This window comes from Thermococcus celericrescens (assembly GCF_001484195.1).
GTDB classification, from domain to species: Archaea; Methanobacteriota_B; Thermococci; order Thermococcales; family Thermococcaceae; genus Thermococcus; species Thermococcus celericrescens.
The window spans coordinates 1-21357 of record NZ_LLYW01000012.1; the positions used below are offsets into that span (position 1 = coordinate 1).

21 protein-coding genes are annotated in these 21357 nt (G+C 48.3%); 17 read left to right on the forward strand and 4 right to left on the reverse strand.

Annotated elements, in window-relative coordinates:
• Together APY94_RS03655 and APY94_RS03660 are read left to right on the forward strand one after the other, a co-directional pair.
• A partial coding sequence (locus tag APY94_RS03655; protein WP_157065457.1) for a S8 family serine peptidase occupies positions 1–964 on the forward strand: 964 nt, incomplete at its 5' end.
• A 42-nt stretch (positions 965–1006) separates the two neighbouring features.
• Entirely contained in the window at positions 1007–2776 is a 1770-nt protein-coding gene (locus APY94_RS03660) for a prenyltransferase/squalene oxidase repeat-containing protein (protein ID WP_058938344.1), read from the forward strand.
• Between the two features lie 17 nt (positions 2777–2793).
• Here the strand turns inward: APY94_RS03660 and bpsA are convergent, their stop codons facing one another.
• The gene (bpsA, locus tag APY94_RS03665) at positions 2794–3849 is read right to left on the reverse strand and encodes a N(4)-bis(aminopropyl)spermidine synthase (protein ID WP_058938345.1); all 1056 of its coding nucleotides are present in this window, start codon (positions 3847–3849) and stop codon (positions 2794–2796) included.
• A gap of 109 nt (positions 3850–3958) precedes the next feature.
• On the opposite strand from bpsA, the gene APY94_RS03670 reads away from it, so the two are divergent.
• From APY94_RS03670 to APY94_RS03680, 3 genes are all read left to right on the forward strand, one after another.
• Positions 3959–4699, forward strand: coding sequence for a hypothetical protein (locus APY94_RS03670; protein ID WP_058938346.1), 741 nt, complete (start codon positions 3959–3961; stop codon positions 4697–4699).
• Positions 4700–4762: 63 nt separating this feature from the next.
• Positions 4763–5293, forward strand: coding sequence for a metal-sulfur cluster assembly factor (locus APY94_RS03675; protein ID WP_058938347.1), 531 nt, complete (start codon positions 4763–4765; stop codon positions 5291–5293).
• Positions 5294–5424: 131 nt separating this feature from the next.
• The gene (locus APY94_RS03680; protein WP_058938348.1) at positions 5425–5628 is read left to right on the forward strand and encodes a ferredoxin; all 204 of its coding nucleotides are present in this window, start codon (positions 5425–5427) and stop codon (positions 5626–5628) included.
• A 69-nt stretch (positions 5629–5697) separates the two neighbouring features.
• Here the strand turns inward: APY94_RS03680 and APY94_RS03685 are convergent, their stop codons facing one another.
• Positions 5698–6870, reverse strand: a complete 1173-nt coding sequence (locus APY94_RS03685) for a nicotinate phosphoribosyltransferase (RefSeq protein ID WP_058938349.1) — start codon at positions 6868–6870, stop codon at positions 5698–5700.
• Positions 6871–6966: 96 nt separating this feature from the next.
• On the opposite strand from APY94_RS03685, the gene APY94_RS13830 reads away from it, so the two are divergent.
• The 5 genes from APY94_RS13830 (at position 6967) to APY94_RS03700 (ending at position 9252) form a co-directional block, all read left to right on the forward strand.
• Positions 6967–7077 carry a flavodoxin family protein gene (locus APY94_RS13830; protein WP_169791798.1) on the forward strand — a complete coding sequence of 37 codons (111 nt, stop codon included), beginning with the start codon at positions 6967–6969 and terminating at the stop codon, positions 7075–7077.
• A gap of 187 nt (positions 7078–7264) precedes the next feature.
• Positions 7265–7444 (forward strand): hypothetical protein, encoded by a 180-nt coding sequence (locus tag APY94_RS13140; protein ID WP_157065458.1) that lies wholly within the window; start codon positions 7265–7267, stop codon positions 7442–7444.
• Positions 7441–7989: a TetR/AcrR family transcriptional regulator gene (locus APY94_RS03690; protein WP_058938350.1), complete on the forward strand. Its 549-nt coding sequence runs from the start codon at positions 7441–7443 to the stop codon at positions 7987–7989. The genes APY94_RS13140 and APY94_RS03690 overlap by 4 nt, the downstream gene beginning before the upstream one ends.
• A 2-nt stretch (positions 7990–7991) precedes the next feature.
• Entirely contained in the window at positions 7992–8783 is a 792-nt protein-coding gene (locus tag APY94_RS03695) for an SDR family NAD(P)-dependent oxidoreductase (protein ID WP_211259696.1), read from the forward strand.
• 202 nt (positions 8784–8985) lie between these two features.
• The gene (locus APY94_RS03700; RefSeq protein WP_058938352.1) at positions 8986–9252 is read left to right on the forward strand and encodes a hypothetical protein; all 267 of its coding nucleotides are present in this window, start codon (positions 8986–8988) and stop codon (positions 9250–9252) included.
• A 289-nt stretch (positions 9253–9541) separates the two neighbouring features.
• On the opposite strand, the gene APY94_RS03705 is transcribed toward APY94_RS03700, so the two are convergent.
• Positions 9542–10441, reverse strand: a complete 900-nt coding sequence (locus APY94_RS03705) for an MBL fold metallo-hydrolase (RefSeq protein ID WP_058938353.1) — start codon at positions 10439–10441, stop codon at positions 9542–9544.
• Positions 10442–10570: 129 nt separating this feature from the next.
• Between APY94_RS03705 and radA the strand changes: the two genes are divergently transcribed.
• From radA to APY94_RS03730, 5 genes are all read left to right on the forward strand, one after another.
• Entirely contained in the window at positions 10571–11572 is a 1002-nt protein-coding gene (gene radA, locus APY94_RS03710; protein ID WP_058938354.1) for a DNA repair and recombination protein RadA, read from the forward strand.
• Between the two features lie 345 nt (positions 11573–11917).
• Positions 11918–13177 (forward strand): hypothetical protein, encoded by a 1260-nt coding sequence (locus APY94_RS03715; RefSeq protein ID WP_157065459.1) that lies wholly within the window; start codon positions 11918–11920, stop codon positions 13175–13177.
• A 37-nt stretch (positions 13178–13214) separates the two neighbouring features.
• Positions 13215–13616, forward strand: coding sequence for a hypothetical protein (locus APY94_RS03720; RefSeq protein WP_058938356.1), 402 nt, complete (start codon positions 13215–13217; stop codon positions 13614–13616).
• Positions 13613–15082, forward strand: a complete 1470-nt coding sequence (locus tag APY94_RS03725; protein ID WP_058938357.1) for a bifunctional DNA primase/polymerase — start codon at positions 13613–13615, stop codon at positions 15080–15082. Before APY94_RS03720 ends, APY94_RS03725 begins: the two co-directional genes overlap by 4 nt.
• Positions 15083–15152: 70 nt before the next feature.
• A complete protein-coding gene (locus tag APY94_RS03730; RefSeq protein ID WP_058938358.1) occupies positions 15153–16253 on the forward strand; it encodes a hypothetical protein in 1101 nt (366 codons plus the stop codon).
• Between the two features lie 787 nt (positions 16254–17040).
• On the opposite strand, the gene APY94_RS03735 is transcribed toward APY94_RS03730, so the two are convergent.
• Positions 17041–17949, reverse strand: coding sequence for a hypothetical protein (locus APY94_RS03735; protein WP_058938359.1), 909 nt, complete (start codon positions 17947–17949; stop codon positions 17041–17043).
• 413 nt (positions 17950–18362) lie between these two features.
• Here APY94_RS03735 and APY94_RS03740 point away from each other — a divergent pair, with 413 nt between their 5' ends.
• Both APY94_RS03740 and APY94_RS03745 read left to right on the forward strand, forming a co-directional pair.
• Positions 18363–20135: an N-6 DNA methylase gene (locus APY94_RS03740; RefSeq protein WP_058938360.1), complete on the forward strand. Its 1773-nt coding sequence runs from the start codon at positions 18363–18365 to the stop codon at positions 20133–20135.
• Complete coding sequence (locus tag APY94_RS03745; protein WP_058938361.1) at positions 20132–21289, forward strand: restriction endonuclease subunit S; 1158 nt, start codon at positions 20132–20134, stop codon at positions 21287–21289. Before APY94_RS03740 ends, APY94_RS03745 begins: the two co-directional genes overlap by 4 nt.
• The last annotated feature ends 68 nt before the right edge of the window (positions 21290–21357 follow it).

Genomic DNA, 21357 nt, shown 5'->3' on the forward strand with positions numbered 1-21357 from the left:
ACCGACGGCAGATGGCAGGCTCAAGCCAGAAGTCGTTGCCCCGGGTGTTGACATCATAGCTCCCCGCGCCAGCGGAACCAGCATGGGCACCCCGATAGACAACTACTACACCAAGGCCTCCGGTACGAGCATGGCCACTCCCCACGTTGCGGGCCTTGCGGCCCTCATACTCCAGGCCCACCCGACTTGGAGCCCGGACAAGATAAAGACCGCCCTCATCGAGACCGCCGACATAGTCAAGCCCGACGAGATAGCGGACATCGCCTACGGTGCCGGTAGGGTGAACGTGTACAGGGCCATAAACTACGACAACTACGCCAAGCTCGTCTTCACCGGTTCAGTTGCCGACAAGGGAAGCGCCACCCACGCCTTCGATATCAGCGGCGCGACCTTCGTCACGGCCACGCTCTACTGGGACAACAGCGCGAGCGACCTTGACCTCTACCTCTACGACCCCAACGGAAACCAGGTGGACTACTCATACACCGCCTACTACGGCTTCGAAAAGGTCGGCTACTACAACCCCGCCGCGGGAACCTGGACGATTAAGGTCGTCAGCTACAGCGGTGCAGCCAACTACCAGGTCGACGTCGTCAGCGACGGCTCTCTGAGCCAGTCCAGCGGAACCACTCCCTCCCCCAGCCCGACACCGACCACCGACAGCCAGACCTTCTCTGGTTCCGTCCACGACTTCTGGGACACCAGCGACAGCTTCACCATGACCGTCAACAGCGGCGCGACCAAGATAACCGGAGACCTGACCTTCGACACCAGCGCCCACGACCTCGACCTCTACCTCTACGACCCCAATGGCAGCATTGTTGACCGCTCTGAAACCTCCAACAGCTACGAGCACGTTGAATACCTCAACCCAGCACCGGGAACCTGGAAGTTCCTTGTTTACGCCTACAGCACCTCAGGCTGGGCCAGCTACCGGCTCGACGTCGTTGTCTACTACGGCTGAAGGTTTTTAACACCCTTTTCTTTTCTCTTTGAGGTGGTTGAAATGAGGCGGATTCTAGGGGCAGCGCTCATCCTGATGATCATCGGATTATCCCTCCCGATGGGGAGCGCTAAAATCGAGCCGTACGTTTACAAGCCCACCGTTCCCGAAACTGCCTTTGCGGTTCTTGCCCTTTACCGAACCGGGGACTATGATAAGGTTCTTGAGGGGTGCGAATGGCTCGTGGCGTTGAAGACGCCCTTTGATTCATGGGGAATGGCCTACGGGGAAGAACACATGGCAAAGTACACCGCAATGGCCATGCTGGCCCTTATGCGCGGTGAAAACATCGCCAGAGGCCGTTACCGTGATGTTCTTAACGGCGCCGCATACTGGCTGATATACAAGCAGAATCCCGACGGCTCGTGGGAGGACTACACCGGAACGGCGCTTGCGGTTATTGCGCTCAAGGAATTCCTGAACGGGTACATCAACGAAAACCTTACGGGGTTCGAAAAGCAGGTGAGAGATGCCATAAACCGTGGAGAGGGCTGGCTGATAGAGGCCAAGCCAAAAACCGATGCAGAGCGGATATTCGGCTACCTGGCCCTTGGAAAAAGGGACGAACTTGAAAAGATGGGCGCCGAAGGCGAGCTGAAAGCCTACCGCGCCTTTGCCCTGGCCTACCTCGGGGAGAAGGTTGAGCTCAGCGACGATTTTGAATCCACCGGGGCCATAGCGATGGCCCTGTACTCCACCGGGGATGAGAAGTACCGCAGGGAACTGCTCGAAAAGGAACACTTCGGATTCTGGGGCGTTCTCCACTACCGCGTTCTCGACCTGCTGAGTGTTTCCAAGGTAGGGGGCTTTGAAGACCTGAGGGGCATCGCGTGTCCGTATCTCGGGAAGATAACCCCTGGAGACGACTGGGAAAGGGTAATCCTGGCCGATTACTACCTGCTCTGCAACATGACCCCAGAGCTTCCCTCCAACTATTCCGGGCTGTTTCCGTGGCAGGTTGCCGAGATTGCCCGGGTGAAAGCCCTCCTCGGGGAAAACTACTCGGACGAGGTGGGCTATCTTCTAAGCACTGCCAGAAACGGGGTCTGGAAGGACTTTTACAACACCGCGTACGTGGTGTGGGTGCTCAGGGAACTGAACGTCAGCCACGACTACGGCGCCTCTCTCAGCTACCTCTCAAACAACCTCACCTGGATGCTCAAAACGAAGGATCCAAAAACTGGAAACCCCGTTTATTACAACGTCCCCACATACTACTTCGCATATGGCCTCATAGTCTTCAGCGAGTTTGGAATGGAGAAGGAGCTCAACGAAACCCTGAACCTGCTCGCGGAAAGGCAGTACCCCAACGGCGCGTTTCCATACACCCCCGGCTCGGTGGCGGGACTAACCTCCACCGCAAAGACCGTCTGGGCACTCCGGCAGGCGGGACTTGTGAATATGACCGCATACACCAAGGGTGTTTCATTCCTCAGGGATGTCCTCTACGCTGATATTCCAAAGACCACCGTGGAGGGCGGCGTGGCGAGGCTGACCAACGCCACCTTCCTGCTAATCGGGGACGGAAGGTACGTTGGGAATCTAACGGACGAGGCCAAGGTGTCCGAGCTGGACGGCTACGTGGTGATATACCCCTCCCAGAATCCAGTAATGATAAGTGCCTACGTGGTAAAAGGCTTTAGGGCGGCAGAGGGGGTCGGAGAGAACGACAAAATCGCGTACCTGTACATCGGTGCGGGTGCTGTTCTGATAGCCATGGCAGTGCTCATCATGAGAAGAAAAGAACGCGGAGGGGAGAGGGAGAAGAAATAAACGGCTCTTTTAATTTTTCATGTCGTCGAGGCCTCTTCGTCGTTGTAGAGCTCGTCGCCAATCTCTATCTTTTCCTCGAAGCCCTTCGAGCCCTCAAGGGTCTGAATCCTGAACATGTAGCTCTTGTACCAGTTGTAGGACGGCTTGACCTTGACCGGGAGGAGCTTCCAGGCGCGCGTTTCCTCCTCGTAGCCCCAGTTCACGTACTCGTTGAAGTTCCTGATGATGTCGGTGATGACGACTCCGAACTCGTTGAGGAGAACCCTCTGGATTTCCCTCCATTTGTCGAGCGAGCTCTCGCGCCTCGTTATGCCGAAGTAGCCGGCGCAGCCGGGCCCCTTGAGGGTCGCTATTCCCCTGCCGACGAATGCCCTTATGGCGTCAACCGTCTCGGGCGGGTCGGTGATGAAGGTGTCGAACTTGTGGAGCGCGTAGTCGGGAAGCGGCTCGCGGAGGTCGAAGGTGAACATCTCGATGTTCTCGTAGCCGAGCTCGTCGGCGGTCTTCTCGATGAACTTCACAAGGCGCTCGTCTATGTCGAGGACGGCAATGCGCTTCGGCAGGCCGCTAAGCATAAGGGCTATGCTGGTCAGGTCGTCATCGCCGAGGACGAAGACCTCCTTGTTCTCAAGGTCCCCGCGCGTGTGCATGAGGGCTATCCTGGCGACGGTCGTCTCGGGGGTAACGTAGGCCTGGTCGAAGTCATGCTTAGGCTGCGGCCTGTCCTTGACTATCTCCTTAAACTGCTCGAGAAGGTCGCTGAAGGCATCCAATTCGACCGTCTTGCCCTCGCAGTGGGAGCAGGTGTAGTCCTTTCTGGCGCCAATCCCATACTTCTCCACCAGCTTCCTGCCGCTCTGGGTGAGGACGACGCTCGGGCCGTCGAAGGCCACGTAGCCGAGCTCGTGGAGGGCGGTGACAACGGCAACGACGAGCGGGAGCGGCTCCTCGCTGAGGTCAACGATTCTCCAGACGTCTCTACTCGCCTGGATGGCGCTCAGAACGTTCTCGACCGTTCTCTCGTAAACGGGGATGCTCGTCTTCTCCCTAACCTTCTCCACTATCTCCCTCATCGCAAGCACCTCCAGAAGCATTTTTTGTTCGTGAACGGGGTTAAGGTGGGTCTCTTTTAAGGTTTTCCCAGCGGCAAGTTTAATAAACCATCCCCCGATTGGGTCTCCGATGATAGGCCCCGTGGGAGACGACTTCGTCAAAAGGTACCGCCTCGAGTACAACCTGGATGCCCTTGAGCGGGTTAGGGGAGATATCGGCGAAGAAGCCTATTCCCGCCTGAAAGCCTTGGTAGAATACCGCCTTTACGGGAAGGAGTTTGACCGCTCACCTATTGACGTGAAGATAGCCCTCGCCTTTTCTGCCGGTTCGGACAGCACGGCGTCCCTCAAAATACTCAGATGGGCAGGCTTCAACGTCGTTCCAGTGATGGCAAAGCTCCCCCAGATGAGGGAGCCGGTTCTCCTCAATGCCATGACGCAGGGTGCGGTTTTCGTGGAGATACCAGGGTATATGGACGAGATGAGGGAGCAGATAAGGAAGGGGGCACCGGTTTGCGGCCGCTGCCACACGATGGTTATGGACGCCATCGAAGACTACGCCAGGAAGAACGGGATAAAAATCGTCGCTTCAGGCGACCTCCTGAGCTCCGGCCTTATATCAATCCACAGGAATGGGGACGTGGTTATCCTGAACCTTCCGGCCTTTCTGGCCCTTGACAAGGGCGAGGCAATAGTAACCCTCGGACGAAAGTATGCCCTCGGCTTCGGATGCACCCTCTGGAAGTCCGCGGCGAAGAACTCACCGATCCTGAAGAGGTTCGGCATTCAGAGGGTCTTGAGGGAGCTCCGCGCAAGGGCACTTACTCCCGAGATGGCGGAGAGGCTGATATTCGACATCCTATCCCAGTAGCTACCCATTTCTGACCCAAAAGGTTTAAATCTGTCATCCTGAACTTCACCCAGGTGGTGAATAATGGTCACGAAAGAGGAAGTTGAGAACGTTGTTAAAGCAGTCGTTGACGAGAAGTTCGTAAAATCCGTTGAGGTGAACGAGAAGGGGGACGTGGCGGTCACCCTCGCGAAGGACACTCCGAACATCGATGACGTGCTGATAAGGCTCAACGCGGAGCTCGGAAAGATTGGAGGAGTGGGCACCATAACGATAAACCGCGAGAGGGAGATGAAGGCCGAAGAGAACGCCGAGCTGAACAAAGATATGATACTGGAAAAGCTCAAGGAAGTTATCGACCCGGAGATAGGTGTGGACGTCGTCAACCTTGGCCTCATATACGAGGTAAATGTCAGACCGGATAAAACCGTGTACGTGAAGATGACGATGACGACCCCAGGCTGTCCGCTCACGATGTGGATTCTCCGGGCCGTTGAGGACAAGGTTCTCGAAATCCCCGGCGTCAAGGACGCCGAAATCGAGCTAACCTTCGACCCGCCCTGGACGCCCGACAGAATCAGCCCGGAGTACAAGAAAAGGCTTGGACTCTACTGACCCATTCTGTCAATTTTTGTTCATCAACGGGCGGTTTGCTCCCTTTTTCTACGTATTTTCGTCTTTCAGCGTCCGTTCCTCCGACGAAAAGTTTATATTCGCCTGGGTTCATCTAAGTCCGGTGATGTTCCATGGCGTGGAAGGTTAAGATTGACCAGGACGTTTGTATCGGAGATGCCATCTGTGCCAGCCTCTGCCCGGACGTCTTTGAGATGGGCGACGAGGGCAAGGCCCAGCCGATCGTCGAGGTTATCGAGGACGAGGCTCTCTACAACTGCGCCGTTGAGGCCGCTGAGGCCTGCCCGGTCAGCTGCATAACCGTTGAGGAGGCCTGAAGCCTCTTCTTTTTCCCCTTTCATTACATGCCGCTTTTCTGAGAGATTTAGAAGATAAAAGAGAAAAGGTCACTCCAGGCTAAGCCCGAACTTCTCCGCCTGTTCCAGCACGTACTTCCTTATCTCTCTCGCCTTTGGCAGCTCCGCCACTATCTCACCGTTCTCAATGAGCGGCTTGAGGAGCGGCTCAACCTTGGCCCCGCAGACGGGGCAATTTTCGAACTTCTTGTCGGCTGGAACGCGGTGGTAGTGCCCGTTCTCGCAGCGGTATATCTGCTTCCTTCCGCTGAGCTTTCCACGCTTGGTCATAGGCTTCCCTTCGATCTCCACGATGTCGAGGGAGAAGTCAACCGGCTTGGCGCTAGCTATGCTTCCACCGACGCCGAAGGCATCGGCAACATCGGCCAGCCCCTTGAGGCTCTCCTCGTTGAGCCCGCCGCTGAGGAATATCTTGACGTGCCCGTAGCCCCTGAGGTCAAGCTCCCAGCGCACCTCTTCAACAATCTTCCTGAAGTTGCCGCGCCTTGAGCTGGGAGTGTCGAGCCTTACAGCATCAAGCCTCTCTCCGAGGGCTTCCGCGGCCATTAACGCTTCGAACTTCTCGTCGTAGAAGGTATCAATGAGGGCCGTCCTCGGAACCTCGGGCGGCATTACCTCGTCGTAGTACTTCCAGGCCTTTACCTGGTCGCCTATGGTTATGATGAGCGCGTGGGGCATGGTTCCAACGGGCTTCTCGCCGATCATCTTGGCCCCAAGAACGCCGGAAACACCATCGCATCCGCCTATGAATGCCGAGCGGTCTATCATCGGGGCGATAGCGGGATGCATGTGCCTTATCCCGAAGGAGTAAACCGGCTTGAACTTCGCCGCTATCTTTGTCCTGAGCGCTGCGGTGGCTATGCCACTCGCCTGGCTGAGCATGCCGAGCATGGCGGTCTCATAGATTCCGAACTCCTTGTAAAAGCCTTCGATCTGCATAACCGGCTCGTAGGGGTGGAATATCGTCCCCTCTGGCATGGCGTAGACATTTATCGGCAGCCCTTCGAGAAGCTTTGCAACCTCCTCGATCCCCGCCAGGACACCCCACTTCCAGCCGTGCGGGAGGCTCGTCGTTGTGACATCGGCGAAGACCTTCTTGTGGATGCCCTTTTCTTCCAGAATCTTCTTTGTCCTGATGAAGTAAACGTCAGTGGTCTTTCCGGCTTTTATATCCTCCTCGTGGGCGATGTAGAAATCTCTCATCTTCCTCACCTGAAACAACTTTCCCCTCTCCGGGATTTAAGGCTTTCCAGCGAAAGGCTTATAAGGTTAAAAACCGACCGGTCGGTAGGTGAAATAATGAAGGTCTGCATCGTCTATGAGTCCAGGAGGGGCTCCACAGAGAGAGTAGCACGGGCGATGGCCGAAGCGGTCAGTGGGGATAGATGTCAGAACCCTCAGAGCCTCTGACAATCCCAATGTTGAGGGCTGTGACCTTGTAATCGTCGGGGCACCCATCTACTACGAGCGCCCCTTCCAGGAGTCAAAGAATTCCTGCTCTCAAAGAATGGCCTGGATGGGAAGCATGTAGCCGTTTTCATACTCTGCAGCGGACAGGTTTGGAAAGCTCGGAAAGAGATACCCCGAAAGGCGGTACTTGAGGATGATGACGGAGAACATCAGGGGTAGGATAATAGCTATCAAGGTTCTCAACGGCTGGATACTCGATGAAAATCCGAAGACAGTAGCGGAGGCAAGGGGTTGGATAAAAAGAGTTCTAGATGCCTTTGAATCGGGAAGGGAGCTTGGAATAGAGCATTCGGAGGGTGAACGATGAGGAAATTTGGAACCAAAAAACGAATAATAGAGGCCGCCCTTGAGCTGTTCAGCGAGAGGTCGTATCACGACGTTTCAATGGAGGAGATAGCCAGAAAGGCGGGTGTCTCAAAGGGCGGTCTTTTTCACCACTTCCCGAGCAAATATGATCTCGCAAGGGCGGTTCTGTTTACGCTCCTCGACGAATGGCTGGAGAACCTCAACGGCCGGCTGGAAGGGCTTTCGGGGGAGGAGAAGCTTAGAACTCTGATCGATGCGGCTTTCGAACTGATAACGGCCAGCCCAAAGCTTTCACGCTTCTTCCTTGAGCTGTACGAGGAGAGCCTCAAACTCAACAGAACCTGCGACTGGGATGAGTTCTACGAGAGGTACACGGGCTCGGTTTCTGATGTGCTCAGAGAAGCCAGGGTAGATGAGCCGGAAAAGAAAGCACTTCTCCTTGGAGCGCTGGTTGACGGTTTGGCCCTGCATCACCTTCTCTCGGGCGGCAAACTGTTCAACGTCGATGAGATGAAGATGGAGGTTCTAAGGATTATGGGGGTATGAGCATGGAGAAATCGCTGGGTGAGCTCCTTTCCCTGAGGGAAAGGCGGGCCCTGATAACGGGCGCGGCATCTGGAATAGGCCGCGCGACGGCGTTGAGGTTTGTGGAGGCCGGCGCCGACTTGGAGCTTGTGGATATAGACGAGTTCGGACTGAAGGAAACCAAGGCGCTCGCCGAGGAGTTCGGGGCTGATGTAAACGTTCACCGCGTCGATCTTTCGAGGAAGATAGAGATAGACGCCCTCTGGGAGTCACTGAAGGGCAGGGAACCGGATATCCTCGTGAACAACGCCGGCGTCTACTGGTTCAAGGACTTCACTGAGGTCGATGAAGGGTTCTACGAAAAGGTCATGGCGATAAACCTCGACTCCGTCTTCTGGATGTGTCAGCACTTCGTCCGGGCGAGGAAGGACAAAGGGGGAGTGATAATCAACGTGAGCTCGATAGAGGCGTTCCTGCCCTTTGCCAAGGGACTGGCGCACTACGACGCGGCCAAGCTGGGCGTGGTTGCCCTCACCAGGGCGATAGCGAGGGACTACGGGAAGAAAATCAGGGCCAACGTGGTGGTCCCGGGGGGCATAGAAACGGAAGGGGTAAAGAAGCTCAAGAAGGAGGCGATAATGAAGTTCGACATGGAGAAGATAAGCATATCTTTCAACTTCAACGCACGCCTCCCGATGGGGCGCTTCGGTCAGCCGGATGAGGTGGCCAGGGTCATGCTCTTCCTCGCGAGCGACCTGGCGAGCTACGTCAACGGGGCGATAATCCCCGTGGACGGGGGATTCCTCTCGACGTGAGCCATTAGAGCGTTGTACCAGTACATTATTAACGCAAGCTTCTGAGTTTTCTCCAGTGAGGCCGATGCGCAAGGATTTTGATATCGGTGAGGTGATTCCTGGAGGGGTCCTTCTGGTCTCCTACGGCCAGTACAGCCTCGGCTGGAAGATAGGTGTGTAGTATCTCAGAAGGGAAATAGAGAGGGGCGCCTTTGGAATCATCATGAACACCACCGTCCCCGTTAGGAAGCTCTTGGAGAGGGCAAGGTCGGCTGGATTCGACATCGTTGAGGCCGGGAGGAACGGGCGGCTGGCGGTTATCGATATGTTCAACGAGCAGACTGGACTTGACTTCGTGTACTCAATCGAGACTGTGGATAGAACCCTCATAATCCCGGATCGAGAAGGTGATGGACGAGATACAGGAGAAATACAGCATAAAGGACAGAACCGTCGTCGGGGCAATAGCAACACTCGACGGCCTTTATGAGCTGTTCGGGGGAAAGTTCCTGAAGAACATGATGCTCCAGTACCTCATCCGGTCAGAAAGGCTCCTGAAGGAGGGCTACGACCACTGGGCAATCTTCATAGTCAACAGGGACACCATACCTAAAGAGCTCCACTCATGGATAATCAGTGTCAGCGACTACGTGATTCTGACAGAGGGCATAGTGGACAGAGAGAGCCTGATAGAAAACACGGTTCTCTTGAAGAACTGGCCCCGGGATTCTCCCAGAGAATGTTCCAGACGATGGTGCCGGCTGAGAGGCTGCAATGAGTCAGAAACTGAACGGAAGCTCCACCTCCTCGCCCATCTCCCTTTTGTGAAGCTCCCTCCTGTAGGCCTCCAGCGGTCGGTCTTCAACCTTCAGGTAGCCCGCGAAGGTCTTTGGTCTATCCTCGAGCTCGTCGAAGAACCTCGGATAGTTCTTATCCCTGATGATGTGGTGGTCGAGGATTATTTCCGCGTTCGTCTCACGGATTATCTCGTTGAGGTTTTTAACCCCCGTCTCCCAGCTTCCCTCAGCGCGCTTACCTAGGTATGTCGGCGGTCCCCCAGTTATGAGCAGGTCTGGGGCCTTCTCGATTATCCACTCTACAGCTTTTTTGTTGAGCAACTGAATATCGCTCGCGTGGATTACTCTCCTAGAGCTGTCATCTATGAGCGTCATCACAACGAAGCCGAGCCTGGAACCTTCGCTTCCGTGGGGGACGGCTGGAGAGAACTCCAACTCAACGCCGCCGAGGTCGAAGCTCCTTCCGTCGGCGAATTCTATCGTTTCAGCTATCGGTTCGGCGTTCTTCATGAAGGCCCAGGCCCTCTTTTTCTGACTGAAGTTGATGTTCTCCCTCGGGTGCTTTATGAGGAGGAGCTTTCCGGAGTAGATTTCCCTCGCGTACTCCTCGCTTGAGCTCTCGTAGAGGCCCTCAAAGAAGGGGGTGTGGTGGTCGTAGTGGTAGTGGGAGATGGTGATCACATCCGCCCTCCGGGCATAACCCTGAAGCTTGCGGCGCATCCTATGGAGTGCCTCTATCTCGGCCTTTGCAGGCGGAAGGCCGTAGCGCTTCGGCCCGAGGGCGACACCGGGGTCGATGAGAATTTTTATTCCTCCGGCTTCCACGAACGTTGCCAGGCTCCTTACACCGAGGCTCTCAGAGGCGAGGGGAACGATGCGCATCATACTCACCGATGTCATGATACAGTTTTTGGGCATAAAATTCTAGTGTCTCCATTACGATGCAATGGTTTTCATTGATCAAAAGTCCGTAGCTTAAGTAATACTATTTCATGGGGGCATAATTTTTTAATGATTTGGGAAGGTATATTCTTTAGTGAGGTCACAAAGGAGGTGCCGGATATGATGGAGACAGACCAAAGAAACGGTATTGATGAGCTGCCTGGGATAGACTCTGTTACTGCCCAAAAGCTTCGTGAGGCAGGCTATGATAGCATCGGGGCCATAGCCGTTGCTTCTCCGATGGAACTCAAGGGGATTGCGGGAATAAGTGAAGGTACAGCGCTCAAGATAATCCGGGCCGCCAGAAAAATTGCCTTCGTTGATATTTTTATAAGCGCTGAGGAATATATGAAGAAGCTCCAATCGGTTGACAAAATCTCAACAGGCAGCAATAGTTTGGATTCGATTCTTGGGGGTGGAATATGGACGGAATCAATAACTGAGGTTTTTGGCGGGCACAGAAGTGGCCGGACTCAACTTGCCCACGCTCTTGCGGTGATGGTCCAGCTCCCCAAGGACGAAGGGGGTCTTCGCGGTTCGGTCATATGGATAGACACCGAGAACACCTTTAATCCACACCGTATACGGCAGATTGCAGAAAACCGTGGCCTTGACCCGGAGGAAGTTCTTGGGCATATCTACATCGGCAGGGCTTTCAACAGTAACCATCAGTTGCTTCTTATTGAGAGGGCAGAGGACTTGATCCGTGAGAATGCCAAATCAGATAGGCCTGTCAGGTTATTGGTCGTTGATTCAATTCCAGCGCACTTTCGGAGGGAGTACGTGGGCAGAAGAGTCCTGGCCGAAAGACAGCAGCGGCTGGCAGAGCATTTATCGAACCTTCATCGTATCTCAGAACTTTACAGGGTGGCGGTGCTGATTACCAACGATGCCTCAATGGGACGACCGTGGGGTGGCCATCTTCTTGAAGCGACCTCGACGTTTAGACTGTATCTGCGTAAAAAGGGGAGTGGAAACTCAAACAGGGTGGTGGCTCGTTTGATAAAGTCGCCGCACTTACCCGAAAACGAGGCGATGTTCAGGATAACCGAAAGAGGTATCGAGGATTGATCTGTGCTTCCAAGATTTGAGGAAAGCTTATTAACCCTCTTTTTTCCACCACTTCTAGGGGAGTGGGGGTAGTAGGGTCCATTTAACCGATGATACCCACTCCGCCGAAAATGCCCGTTAGCCGAAAAACAGGTTTGAGAATGCAGATTGGAAACCCGCCCGTGATGAGTGTCATGGAAGATAAAATCCTTAATTCTCTTTTATTCGGAAAAATATCAATATTTATGTGGATATTCTAATAGTACTGGGCAACATTTTAACATGTATTTTTACAAGAAGGTATTTAAGGGATGATATCATAGAAAATAATAACAAGGAAGATAAAACCCATGGGGGGACGAAAAAATGAGGGAGAACCGGATGAAAATTTTTGAGAAAGCATTAACACCCGACGGTAGTAGTATTGTAGAAAATGCCTTCAAACTAACTACGCGTGATTTGGATAACTACAAGCGGCTACTTGTAGAGGCATACGAAAACGGGCGATACTCCTATGGAATGTACAGAAACCTCATGACTGCTTTAAATTCCTTCGCCACATACATACTAAACAAAAAGAAGCAAGATGGTGAGATCTATTATGAGGGCCACACTAAAAGAGGCATTAACACAAACCTAACTCCATACGTGCTAATTAGTGAGAAGGACATTATCTCCTACTTACAAGATCTCTCCCTCCGAGTAAAAAGGCACACTTTCCAAGTGTACTCCTTCTATTTAAAACAAGCATTAGACGAGATGCTAGAAATGAAAAAAGGAGGAGAACTCAGTGACTACATCAATGTCTCTAAGGTGTTCTCCGAAAAGAGGTACATAAAAGGAAAGCATCTTTATCCAACAAGGCGCAGGAGGAACACAGTAGAAAAACGAAAACTCCTTCTGGATAAGTACAGAGAGTACGAAAATCTCAAATCCGTGACATTAAACGATATCTTGGACGCTCTAACATACCTACGCATCCTCAAGACAAAGATCTCGGCAAAAGAAGCTAGAATGACCCAGAGAACCTTTGATGAAGTACGCATTGCAACGGCATTACTTATCTTCACTGGGGCGAGGAGTACTGAACTGTCAGATCTTCTCGTTAGGGACGTGGAGTTTGAAGAAGACTACATGTTCATAACAAGAAACAAACTGTCAGAAGACGATATCAAACATAGAACTACTATTTTCCCGCTTCATCCCTTCCTGAAAGCCTCATTGCAGAGTTACATAAGGAAATACCGCTTGTATCCTGAAAATTACTTGATAAGCTCACAGTACTTAGACAAAAAGATTAGCTATGCATTCAATCCTAGCACATTAAACATAGAAACTGGGTACATCAGCATAAATGGCAGACGCTACTCAGCGGAAAGTTCAATAATAACAGTAAGGAAGTTCAGAAAATTCTGGGATAATTATGCAGAAGCAAATAGAATGGATTTCCGAGTGAAAAATTACCTGCTCGGGAGAAGGGTCGGAGTTGACATTGAATACTACGTATCCGTCCTCAGGAACAAAAAAGTGTTCTTTAACATACAGAGCGAGTATTTCCGAGTTTTTGGAGACCTAGACAAGAAGCTCAGTCCTGTAATTCAGGAGGTGTTTGAAATCAAAATTTAATATTCATAAAACTAAAAAGGACAGAGAGGTGAGATAGATGTATCCCCATGTTAATTTAAACACCTCCTGTATTAATAAACATTACTGCCCCTCCAACCGTAACCTTTACAGTCTTCTTACTGCAGTAGGCCTTACCAAGGAAGAATGGCTGGAGCTTCTTGCTGAGTATGTAAGACACTTAGATGAAGCCACATCTAAGAGTGCAGTAACAGCTTTGCTGTACATTGAGGCTCTGAAACTTAGTAACAGGAGAAGTGCCAGAGCATTAAGGAAAATTCTCGAAGAACACTTTGACGAGCTATTTGAGAGAGGAAAGTACGTGGACAGCTATTATCCAACTTTTGACCTCATGAGTTTCCTTGCTACAGAAGAAGAGCAGGAGTGCGACTCCAATGCCAGAACAACAAACACAAAAAACAAGCTGGTGGTGAGCGCATGAGCAAGGAACTAAGCAAATACTACAACGAACCTTTGATGTATGCCATCCAATATCACAAGGAGGGACTTGCAGTGATTCCACTCAAGTTCAAAACGAAAGAAGCCGCAATTAAATGGAGGCAGTATCAAAAAAAGCGTCCCCCTGCAATAAAACTCGAGAAATGGTTCAAGAAGTCCGAACCTAAAAATATTGCAATCATATGTGGCGTTGTCTCGGGGAACCTCATTGTAATGGACTTTGATGAAGAAGACAAGTATTATGAATTCCTGAATACTATTGATGAAGACCTGAAAAACATCATTCTTGGTACAAGAACAGTAATAACTAACAGGGGAAGGCATGTGTATTTAAGAGTCGATTCAGATGAGAAGACGTTCAGGGAATTATTCCCTTCAAAACGGAGCGAGAAATGGCATGTTGATTTTCAGTCTGAGGGAAAATATGTGGTTGCGCCACCATCTGTCCATCCATCTGGTCAGAAATATGAACTGGAAGGGGAATGGATCGATATCAAAAAAGTCTCCATTGAAACTATGTTAAAAATCAAGAGAGTCCTCTTTCCAGAAGATAAACTCCCAACAGAAATCTTGAAAACTAGTAAAAACGCATCATTCAACAAGTCACAGAAGAAAAATGGGCTAACGGAAGCAGATATGCTTGAAATTGCAAATGTACTTGCTCCCGCATACAAGGAAGGGTTTAGAAACAACATCGTTTACTCCCTCTCAGGATGGCTTGCAAAGGCCGGAATCAGCATGGAAGATGCATTAAAAGTTGCAACATTTCTGGCTCAAAAAGGAGATGATCCAGATTATGAGACGCCAGAATTTAGGAATAGACTTGACGTGGTAACTAGGAGCTACGAAAAGTGGAGATGTGGAATAAACGTCGCAGGCAAAAAATATTTAGTAGAGTTCCTAGAAGGGGCGCTGGAGGATGAGGAACAAGTTATTAGCATAATGAAACGTCTCGAAGAGCTCATTGGTGTCCCAAGCACAAGTTCGGGCATGATATTTGTAGATGAGAACGAAAGTGAAGGATTAGTGTATTATGCGGACCTTGCTGAAAAATACATAGGGAAGGGGCAGTTCAAAGATAAGAGTGGAAGTAAAAAGACATTCTTAAAAAAGGGACGCATTATTGAGGCAGTTCCAACTAAGGCAATACGTTACATTGATCCAATTTCCGGCACAGAAAACTTGGATATTGTTTTTGAGTCGAACCTAAGCCCAGTACCCCTGACCTTACAAGGTGTTGAGAGACGAGACATCCTTTCGGTACTAAAAAGAAATGGCTACATCGTTAAAAACCGCATTGCTGAGGATGCATTGAATGCAATTCTTAACAATATGATCCTAAGTGGACTCGTGGAGACCAAAACTGAGTTTTCAAAGATGGGAGTCTTTTGGTACCAGGGAGAAATGCACTACACAAAGATAAAACTGCCAGAGGAAATCCGTAGATGAACTAAGGGAAGCACTAGAAATATTAGATGAAATCGTGACAAGGTGGTATGGAACTGAACAGGAGAAATTCGTGACAGTGCTGAAATGGAGCACGGTAGCTCCCTTTGCATTCATGCAAAAACAAAAAAGGGGATGGTTACCTTGGCTCTTCTTAGTTGGGGCAGCAGGAACCGGAAAATCAACAATAGCGCTTTTAGCAACTAGCATATGGGGGGACCAAGTAGTAATTGAGGAGAAAAGTGGTGCATCAGCGGCGACACCAGCTAGGTTTACAAAAATCATCGAGGAAACTACATTCCCAGTGATAATAAGTGAACCTGGAGAGATGTTTGGCAGAGATGACACGACAGAGCTGATTAAGAACTCAGTAACATCAACAATTGCAAGAGGACGCTATGTCCAAGGAGTGTACGTTACATCCAAAGCATTATCCCCTGTAATATTTACATCGAATAAACTACTGCCAACCGATGATGCACTGTTAAGAAGGTTTCACGTGCTCTATTTTGAAATTCAGGAACGAAAAACTAGAGAGGAGGCAGAAAAATTTGAAAGGATCAAAAAAGAGGCAATGAAAAAACTAAGAGTCATTGGAGATGCAATATTGTTTCTCGTCAAGAATAAAGGAGACATTGAATTTACACCAAACAACTGGCCCGAAATAGCTACAGAATTATTAAGAGAGATCTACACCCTCAGCGGACAAGAAGAACCTAAATGGTTAAATCTCTTTGCTGACAGTAGGACACTGGTAGATTACGAGGATAACCTTATGAGCCGCATCAGAACGATGATAATTGAAGAAGTAAATAACGCATACAGAATGTTTCCGGACAAGGGGGTAGAGCACAATAACTTCATGTACCGCCTCATAAAGGTCATTGAAAAAGAAGCCATTCCCTGGTTAAAAGAGAGAAATGGGGATGTCATTATCACAAGAGAAATCCAAGAACCTCTCAGAAAACATGTTGGTGAGCTATCAATGAAAAGTCTTGCCACATTAATTGGAGGGAGCTATGGAGTTAGACGAGTTAGCAAGAAGAACACAAAAGTCGTGGCAATTAACCTGTACAAGCTTCTAGAGTTTTTACAGGTAGAAGATGAACTTGAGAGTGACGAACCTGAAGATGAACTAAACGTGGAGACAATAACTATCCCAGCAGGGGGATGATCTCCCTTTCTTTTTTTCAGTTGTTATGTTACTGAAGGGAATTCTAACGGGGTATGGCTGGAGAGAATACAGGAAGAGAATCCGAGTACCAAGTCCGAGCGAAGAGACTGGAGTCACAAACCGCTACCAGCAAACCCGCCGCTACCCTGCATAGTGCATGCATCCATAATAAAACGTTAATATCATGATAACAAGGTAGCACTGGTAGCGGAGGTAGCGCTAAAAACTAAAAAAACTGGTGGTAGCGAGGTAGCATAGGTAGCAGTTTTTTCTAATAAAAATACAGTTTTTAGTATCCTCTGTTTGACTGAGAGTGTTTTTAACTCGGAGCTGAAAAAACAAAGAAAGTGTTAATATCCTCTGTCTACGCACTTGTTGGCTAAAGGTACTCATCTTAAATAAATCTAGAACGTGACACTCAAACTCCAGAAGGGTTAATCTCAAGTTTTCGAGTTAACATCAACATTAACTCGAAAACTTCAAGAAACATCCCCAAGATCCTCCCCAAAGTAACACTAACTATCTTTCTTTTTTGGTACCCCCTGCAGATTATGGTTTAATCGGCTCTGTTGGAATCCTTTAATTGCTCTATTCAGAAGAGCTTTAGTTTGTTATCGCTAGATCAAAGTTAATTATGCCTTATCTCCAATTACAAGGAGGGACATGCTTTTGTCGTGCATGGATATTTAGAATCTTGAAATTAATCCTCCAAAAATTTGCCTGTCATTGCAATTATTCTTGCGTAATAACGAAAAAAACAACAATAGCCCCCTTGCACGAGTATTATTTAACCCTGTCCATACATGTAAAGGGCTTTTAGAAGCTTCTCATACAGTTTGCCTCCAAGTCGAAACCGGTTATTCTTCAGATATCTCTCCAATTCCTCAGGGGATAATGCTTTGTACAACAGATACTCATCCACCTGTTCTCGGATAAAGTACCAAACGGTGGTGTATGAAACTAGTTTAAGGAGCCCGGGGAACGCCATATTTAGTTTCCACTCTCGCTCTTCTCTGTTCTCACTTGTAAACCATATCTTGATCAGTTGTAATTTAAACTCATGGATAATATTTTGTTTTTTAATGTAATTACTAGGCTGAATCCCGGAAATTTCAAAATATGCATCAGCTACAGAATTTCCAAGTCCTCCCTGCTTGGGCTTGTACCGTTTACGTTTTTTTCTAATTTTTCTCTCTCCCTCCTGAGAACCCAGCACTCTGTAGATGGCAGCCCTTACTGCTGGTATGAATTTAGAGCCTCGCCTCCCACAAACCTCCACTAGCTGCTCCTCAGTTATCTCCCCACTTTTAAGGAGTTCTTTAATATCATCCTCGTTGGTTTTTTTGAGAAGCCGAATAAACGCATACCGTGATCTAGGAACTGGGCTACTGCACCATTGCAATACATCATGAATGTCGTATTCTCCTTTTAAAAACCGCGTTAAGTTACTCATTGTTGCCTCTTCATCCAAGGGTTGTTTGGGATTCTTGAAAGACCATCTTTTCTTGCGCTTACAATGGTAAATGTAAAACTCTTGTAATTCTTGGAGTAAGCAGTCTACTTTTTTCTTCCAGTTGAGGGTAGGGTTTAGGTAGTACTTTAAAACCAGTGGGATCAAAACCCTTTCTGCTCTGTAAATATCCTCTGGAGTTAGGTCTTTTATGGGTTTTTTAAACAAATATGCCGCGTAATACATGCTAAGAGAAGGTTTCCCCCGTTTAACGTTGCTTGAACCTCTATTGATATGATGATCCATGATCTGACGTAGCCTCTTTAACAAATGTGTCCCCTTATTGTGATAAAGTTCAGCGGAACTTAAATTCAGCTAAATCCCTTCCTTAATGCGTTCTAGCAAACTTGAAATTACTAGTGTCCTCTATTCCACTGGCTTATTGAGCAAATGCCAATCCATGTCTCGTCAAATTGCCATTGAAAAAAGTCAAAGACAGGAGCCAATAGGGCCCATTTAAAACAAGACTGGCCTGCTTCTTTAGGTGGTCACTAAAAGTATTGTCTCCATGTTATTACAATCATCTGCTAATAGATGTTAGTTGTGTTGTGTAGAAAACTTTTTAAACCCTTACACTAAGTGTAGACATGGTGATAAATATGAAGAATAAACAGACATCAGAATTTTCCCTGTTAAAGAAGCTTCCTCCATGGGCTCGCCGTAGATACTTTTTAATTAAACTGGAGTTTGGTAAAAAGCAGTTTACAATAAAAGACCTCGAGAATTTCTTTGAAGAGAAATTTAAGCAAACTGGAAACGAGGAGTTCCTGATTAAAAACGTTGGGGAACTAGTGGCCATACTTTCGAATACTGGCCTGATAAAGGAAATTGGAAGTGATCCTTATGACTCCCGAAGAAAAATCTACCAGTTGGCTTTTCCAGAATTCGAGTCTGAAAACTTAAACGAAATTCTGATCTTCCTCTATGATCATTTAAGAATATCACTTGAGCTAGATTATGCGGAGATACTTCTACTTTCTATGTTATTCTACAAGACCATGAGCGATCGGTTTAGTGCCATTGTTGACAAGTACAAAACTAGTGTTACAGACAGACGCAAACTTTACTCAATTGCCAATGAGCAAGTTTTAAAATTGTACGATCCTGAATCCAATGAGCTACTTGTCTGGGACTCCGTAGTATCGTCTCAGGATCTCAAGGCACAATTGAGCCATGCATTTGAAAGAATTGCAGAATTAAACCTGGACAAAGGCCTTAATGCATTAGCGAAAGTATCACGGATTATCATGCAACTAGATCAGCAAAAACTCGCCCAAATCATTGAGATTCTTAGTCTTTATGATTTAAGCTTTTATTCGCCAGATGAAATTGGAAGACTTTACAGAGAGTTCTTAGACAATGTATCCATTGCAAAGGGGAGCAACAAATATCGGGGAACGTTTTTAACTCCCAAAATTCTTAGAACTCTAATATCAAGTCTTTTGCATGTCCAAAATGGCTCTGTAATCCTCGACCCGGCTGTGGGAACAGGTTCATTGCTGGTTGAGACAGCTCTCCATTCAAGTTCTTCAGAAACATTATCTCTCATTGGGGTTGACCTTAACGGATGGGCAGTTACTCTAGCTGCAATGAATGCGCTAATCAGTGGGATTTCAAATTGCACTTTAAAAATTGGTGACAGCCTTATTGGGGATCCAATTGAAGAAATACTTGAAAACTTTGGGCTCACAAAAGCTGACTATGTAGTTGTAGACCCGCCTTGGAATGTGGTAGTTAGTGGGGAAGTAGCGGCAAAAGGGAGGAATCTCCCTTACCTCCTTGACAGAGATAATTTGCCCTCATGGAGATCCGCTGACTGGCTTTGGGTTCAACTGGCAGCATTTTACTCCAAAAGAAAGGCTGTGATAACCCTTCCTCCTGGAGCCCTTTCAAGACCTGGAGCAGAAAGAGAAATAAGAAAAACTCTCCTCTCAATGGATATTCTCGAGGCTGTTATTCAGCTTCCACCCAAGCTTATGCCATGGGTAAGCATTTCTCCGGTTGTTTTAATAATAAACAAAGAAAAAGATGAATCCCTACACAGAAAAGTCCTCATGATAAATGTAACTGAAGGGATAGAGGAAATTGGGCGCAGACTAATTCAGTTAAAACAAGAAACTATTGATAAAATAGTTTCAACATACACATCCCATAAAGAAATTGAAGGATTCTCAAGAATAGTCTCATTAGACGAAATTGCAGATAATGATTACAATTTAAGCCCCCAACTCTATGTGTTCAAAAGGGAATCCCCCAAAATCAATGTGGAAGAGGTTCTGTCTACTCTAAAAGGAATACTGCAAAAAGAGGAGAAGCTAACCAAGGATGCCATTACGCTCGCTGAAAAGATTCTGGAGGCGGAGAATAAATGATTTCCTTCAAATTTTTCAAAGAAACGGAAACCGTTAGCGTTAATCTCAATGGTCTTAAGGTTACGATTCCCCACGACTGGAAGATTGTAAAACTGTCAGAAGTGGCCAAAGTGGGCTCTGGAAGAAAACCTCCTACCCATAATGGCGGTGACATCCCAGTTTATGGAAAGTCTCTGCTTGGATTCACAACCAAGCCGATGGTCAAGTCTGGGAAAGTAATTGTCATGGGGAACTTTCCACGACCTTTTTCGCCCCAAGTTGTTAAAGCTCCAATTTGGATACCTTCAGGCTTTCTTTACATTGTCCCAAAAGAGAACATAGTATCAGCTGAGTATCTTAAACTTTTTCTCGAATTTTTAGGTCCTGATATCATACTTCCTTCAGGATCCAGTGTTCCGAGGATCTCTGCAAGAAGATTGGCAAGTCTAGATATCATAATCCCACCTATTGAGGAACAAAAAGCCATGGTCAAAATTTTTCAGGTTTTTGACGAAGCTCTTAAGACCGGAGAGCAAACAGCTAATCTATTGGGTAAGCTCAAAAAAGCCATTATTGATACAAGACTCCAAAAGAATTATCCAAAAGTCAAAGTGGGGAATGTTGCAACTCTAGTTAAGAGGCCTCCTCAGAATTCTAGGGAGGCCTCCTCCCGCACTATCAGCGCAGCACAAGTGCCTCCCGGTACTATTTATCTCAAGGCTGAAGACATTGGCAAAATAGATAAAAAGACAAAAGCAAAGACAATATTTACATCAGGGGAAATCCTCTATGTCAGACAAAACCCCCAATTAGACAGAGTAGTTGTTTCAACATTTGAGGGCTCTGCCACTGCGGACATATTCGTTATTTCTGTCAACAAAAACAAGATACTCCCTGAATATCTTGTCATGATTCTACACTCAAGTGAGTTTCTGGATTATGCGGAAAGGCTGTCCTCGGGTAGTGTTCTTCCTCGGATGTCATGGAGAGATCTTTCAAACTTCCAGTTTCCACTACCCCCAATGGACATCCAGAGAAACGTGGTTTCGAGCGTTGTTAAGCTAGATGAGCTGCAAAGACTGAAGATCACAAAAACTAGACTGCTAAATGACCTTCGCTTGCATGTCCTTAACCAGCTGATCACCGGCAGAGTTAAGGTGAACATAAAACAATAGATGTAACAGATAACATCGAAAGATTTAAATAGTAGTAAGTCATAACATCTATTAGAAATGATGGAAAG

Coding starts and splice junctions, on each gene's coding strand:
- APY94_RS03660 (WP_058938344.1), top strand. CDS start 1,007: ATGAGGCGGATTCTAGGGGCAGCGCTCATCCTGATGATCATCGGATTA.
- APY94_RS03715 (WP_157065459.1), top strand. CDS start 11,918: ATGAGGGAGAACCGGATGAAAATTTTTGAGAAAGCATTAACACCCGAC.
- APY94_RS03670 (WP_058938346.1), top strand. CDS start 3,959: ATGATAGGCCCCGTGGGAGACGACTTCGTCAAAAGGTACCGCCTCGAG.
- APY94_RS03740 (WP_058938360.1), top strand. CDS start 18,363: ATGAAGAATAAACAGACATCAGAATTTTCCCTGTTAAAGAAGCTTCCT.
- APY94_RS03725 (WP_058938357.1), top strand. CDS start 13,613: ATGAGCAAGGAACTAAGCAAATACTACAACGAACCTTTGATGTATGCC.
- APY94_RS03705 (WP_058938353.1), bottom strand. CDS start 10,441: ATGCGCATCGTTCCCCTCGCCTCTGAGAGCCTCGGTGTAAGGAGCCTG.
- APY94_RS03745 (WP_058938361.1), top strand. CDS start 20,132: ATGATTTCCTTCAAATTTTTCAAAGAAACGGAAACCGTTAGCGTTAAT.
- APY94_RS03720 (WP_058938356.1), top strand. CDS start 13,215: ATGTATCCCCATGTTAATTTAAACACCTCCTGTATTAATAAACATTAC.
- APY94_RS03695 (WP_211259696.1), top strand. CDS start 7,992: ATGGAGAAATCGCTGGGTGAGCTCCTTTCCCTGAGGGAAAGGCGGGCC.
- APY94_RS03685 (WP_058938349.1), bottom strand. CDS start 6,870: ATGAGAGATTTCTACATCGCCCACGAGGAGGATATAAAAGCCGGAAAG.
- APY94_RS03735 (WP_058938359.1), bottom strand. CDS start 17,949: ATGTATTACGCGGCATATTTGTTTAAAAAACCCATAAAAGACCTAACT.
- APY94_RS03690 (WP_058938350.1), top strand. CDS start 7,441: ATGAGGAAATTTGGAACCAAAAAACGAATAATAGAGGCCGCCCTTGAG.
- bpsA (WP_058938345.1), bottom strand. CDS start 3,849: ATGAGGGAGATAGTGGAGAAGGTTAGGGAGAAGACGAGCATCCCCGTT.
- radA (WP_058938354.1), top strand. CDS start 10,571: ATGATTTGGGAAGGTATATTCTTTAGTGAGGTCACAAAGGAGGTGCCG.
- APY94_RS13830 (WP_169791798.1), top strand. CDS start 6,967: ATGAAGGTCTGCATCGTCTATGAGTCCAGGAGGGGCTCCACAGAGAGA.
- APY94_RS03700 (WP_058938352.1), top strand. CDS start 8,986: ATGAACACCACCGTCCCCGTTAGGAAGCTCTTGGAGAGGGCAAGGTCG.
- APY94_RS03680 (WP_058938348.1), top strand. CDS start 5,425: ATGGCGTGGAAGGTTAAGATTGACCAGGACGTTTGTATCGGAGATGCC.
- APY94_RS03675 (WP_058938347.1), top strand. CDS start 4,763: ATGGTCACGAAAGAGGAAGTTGAGAACGTTGTTAAAGCAGTCGTTGAC.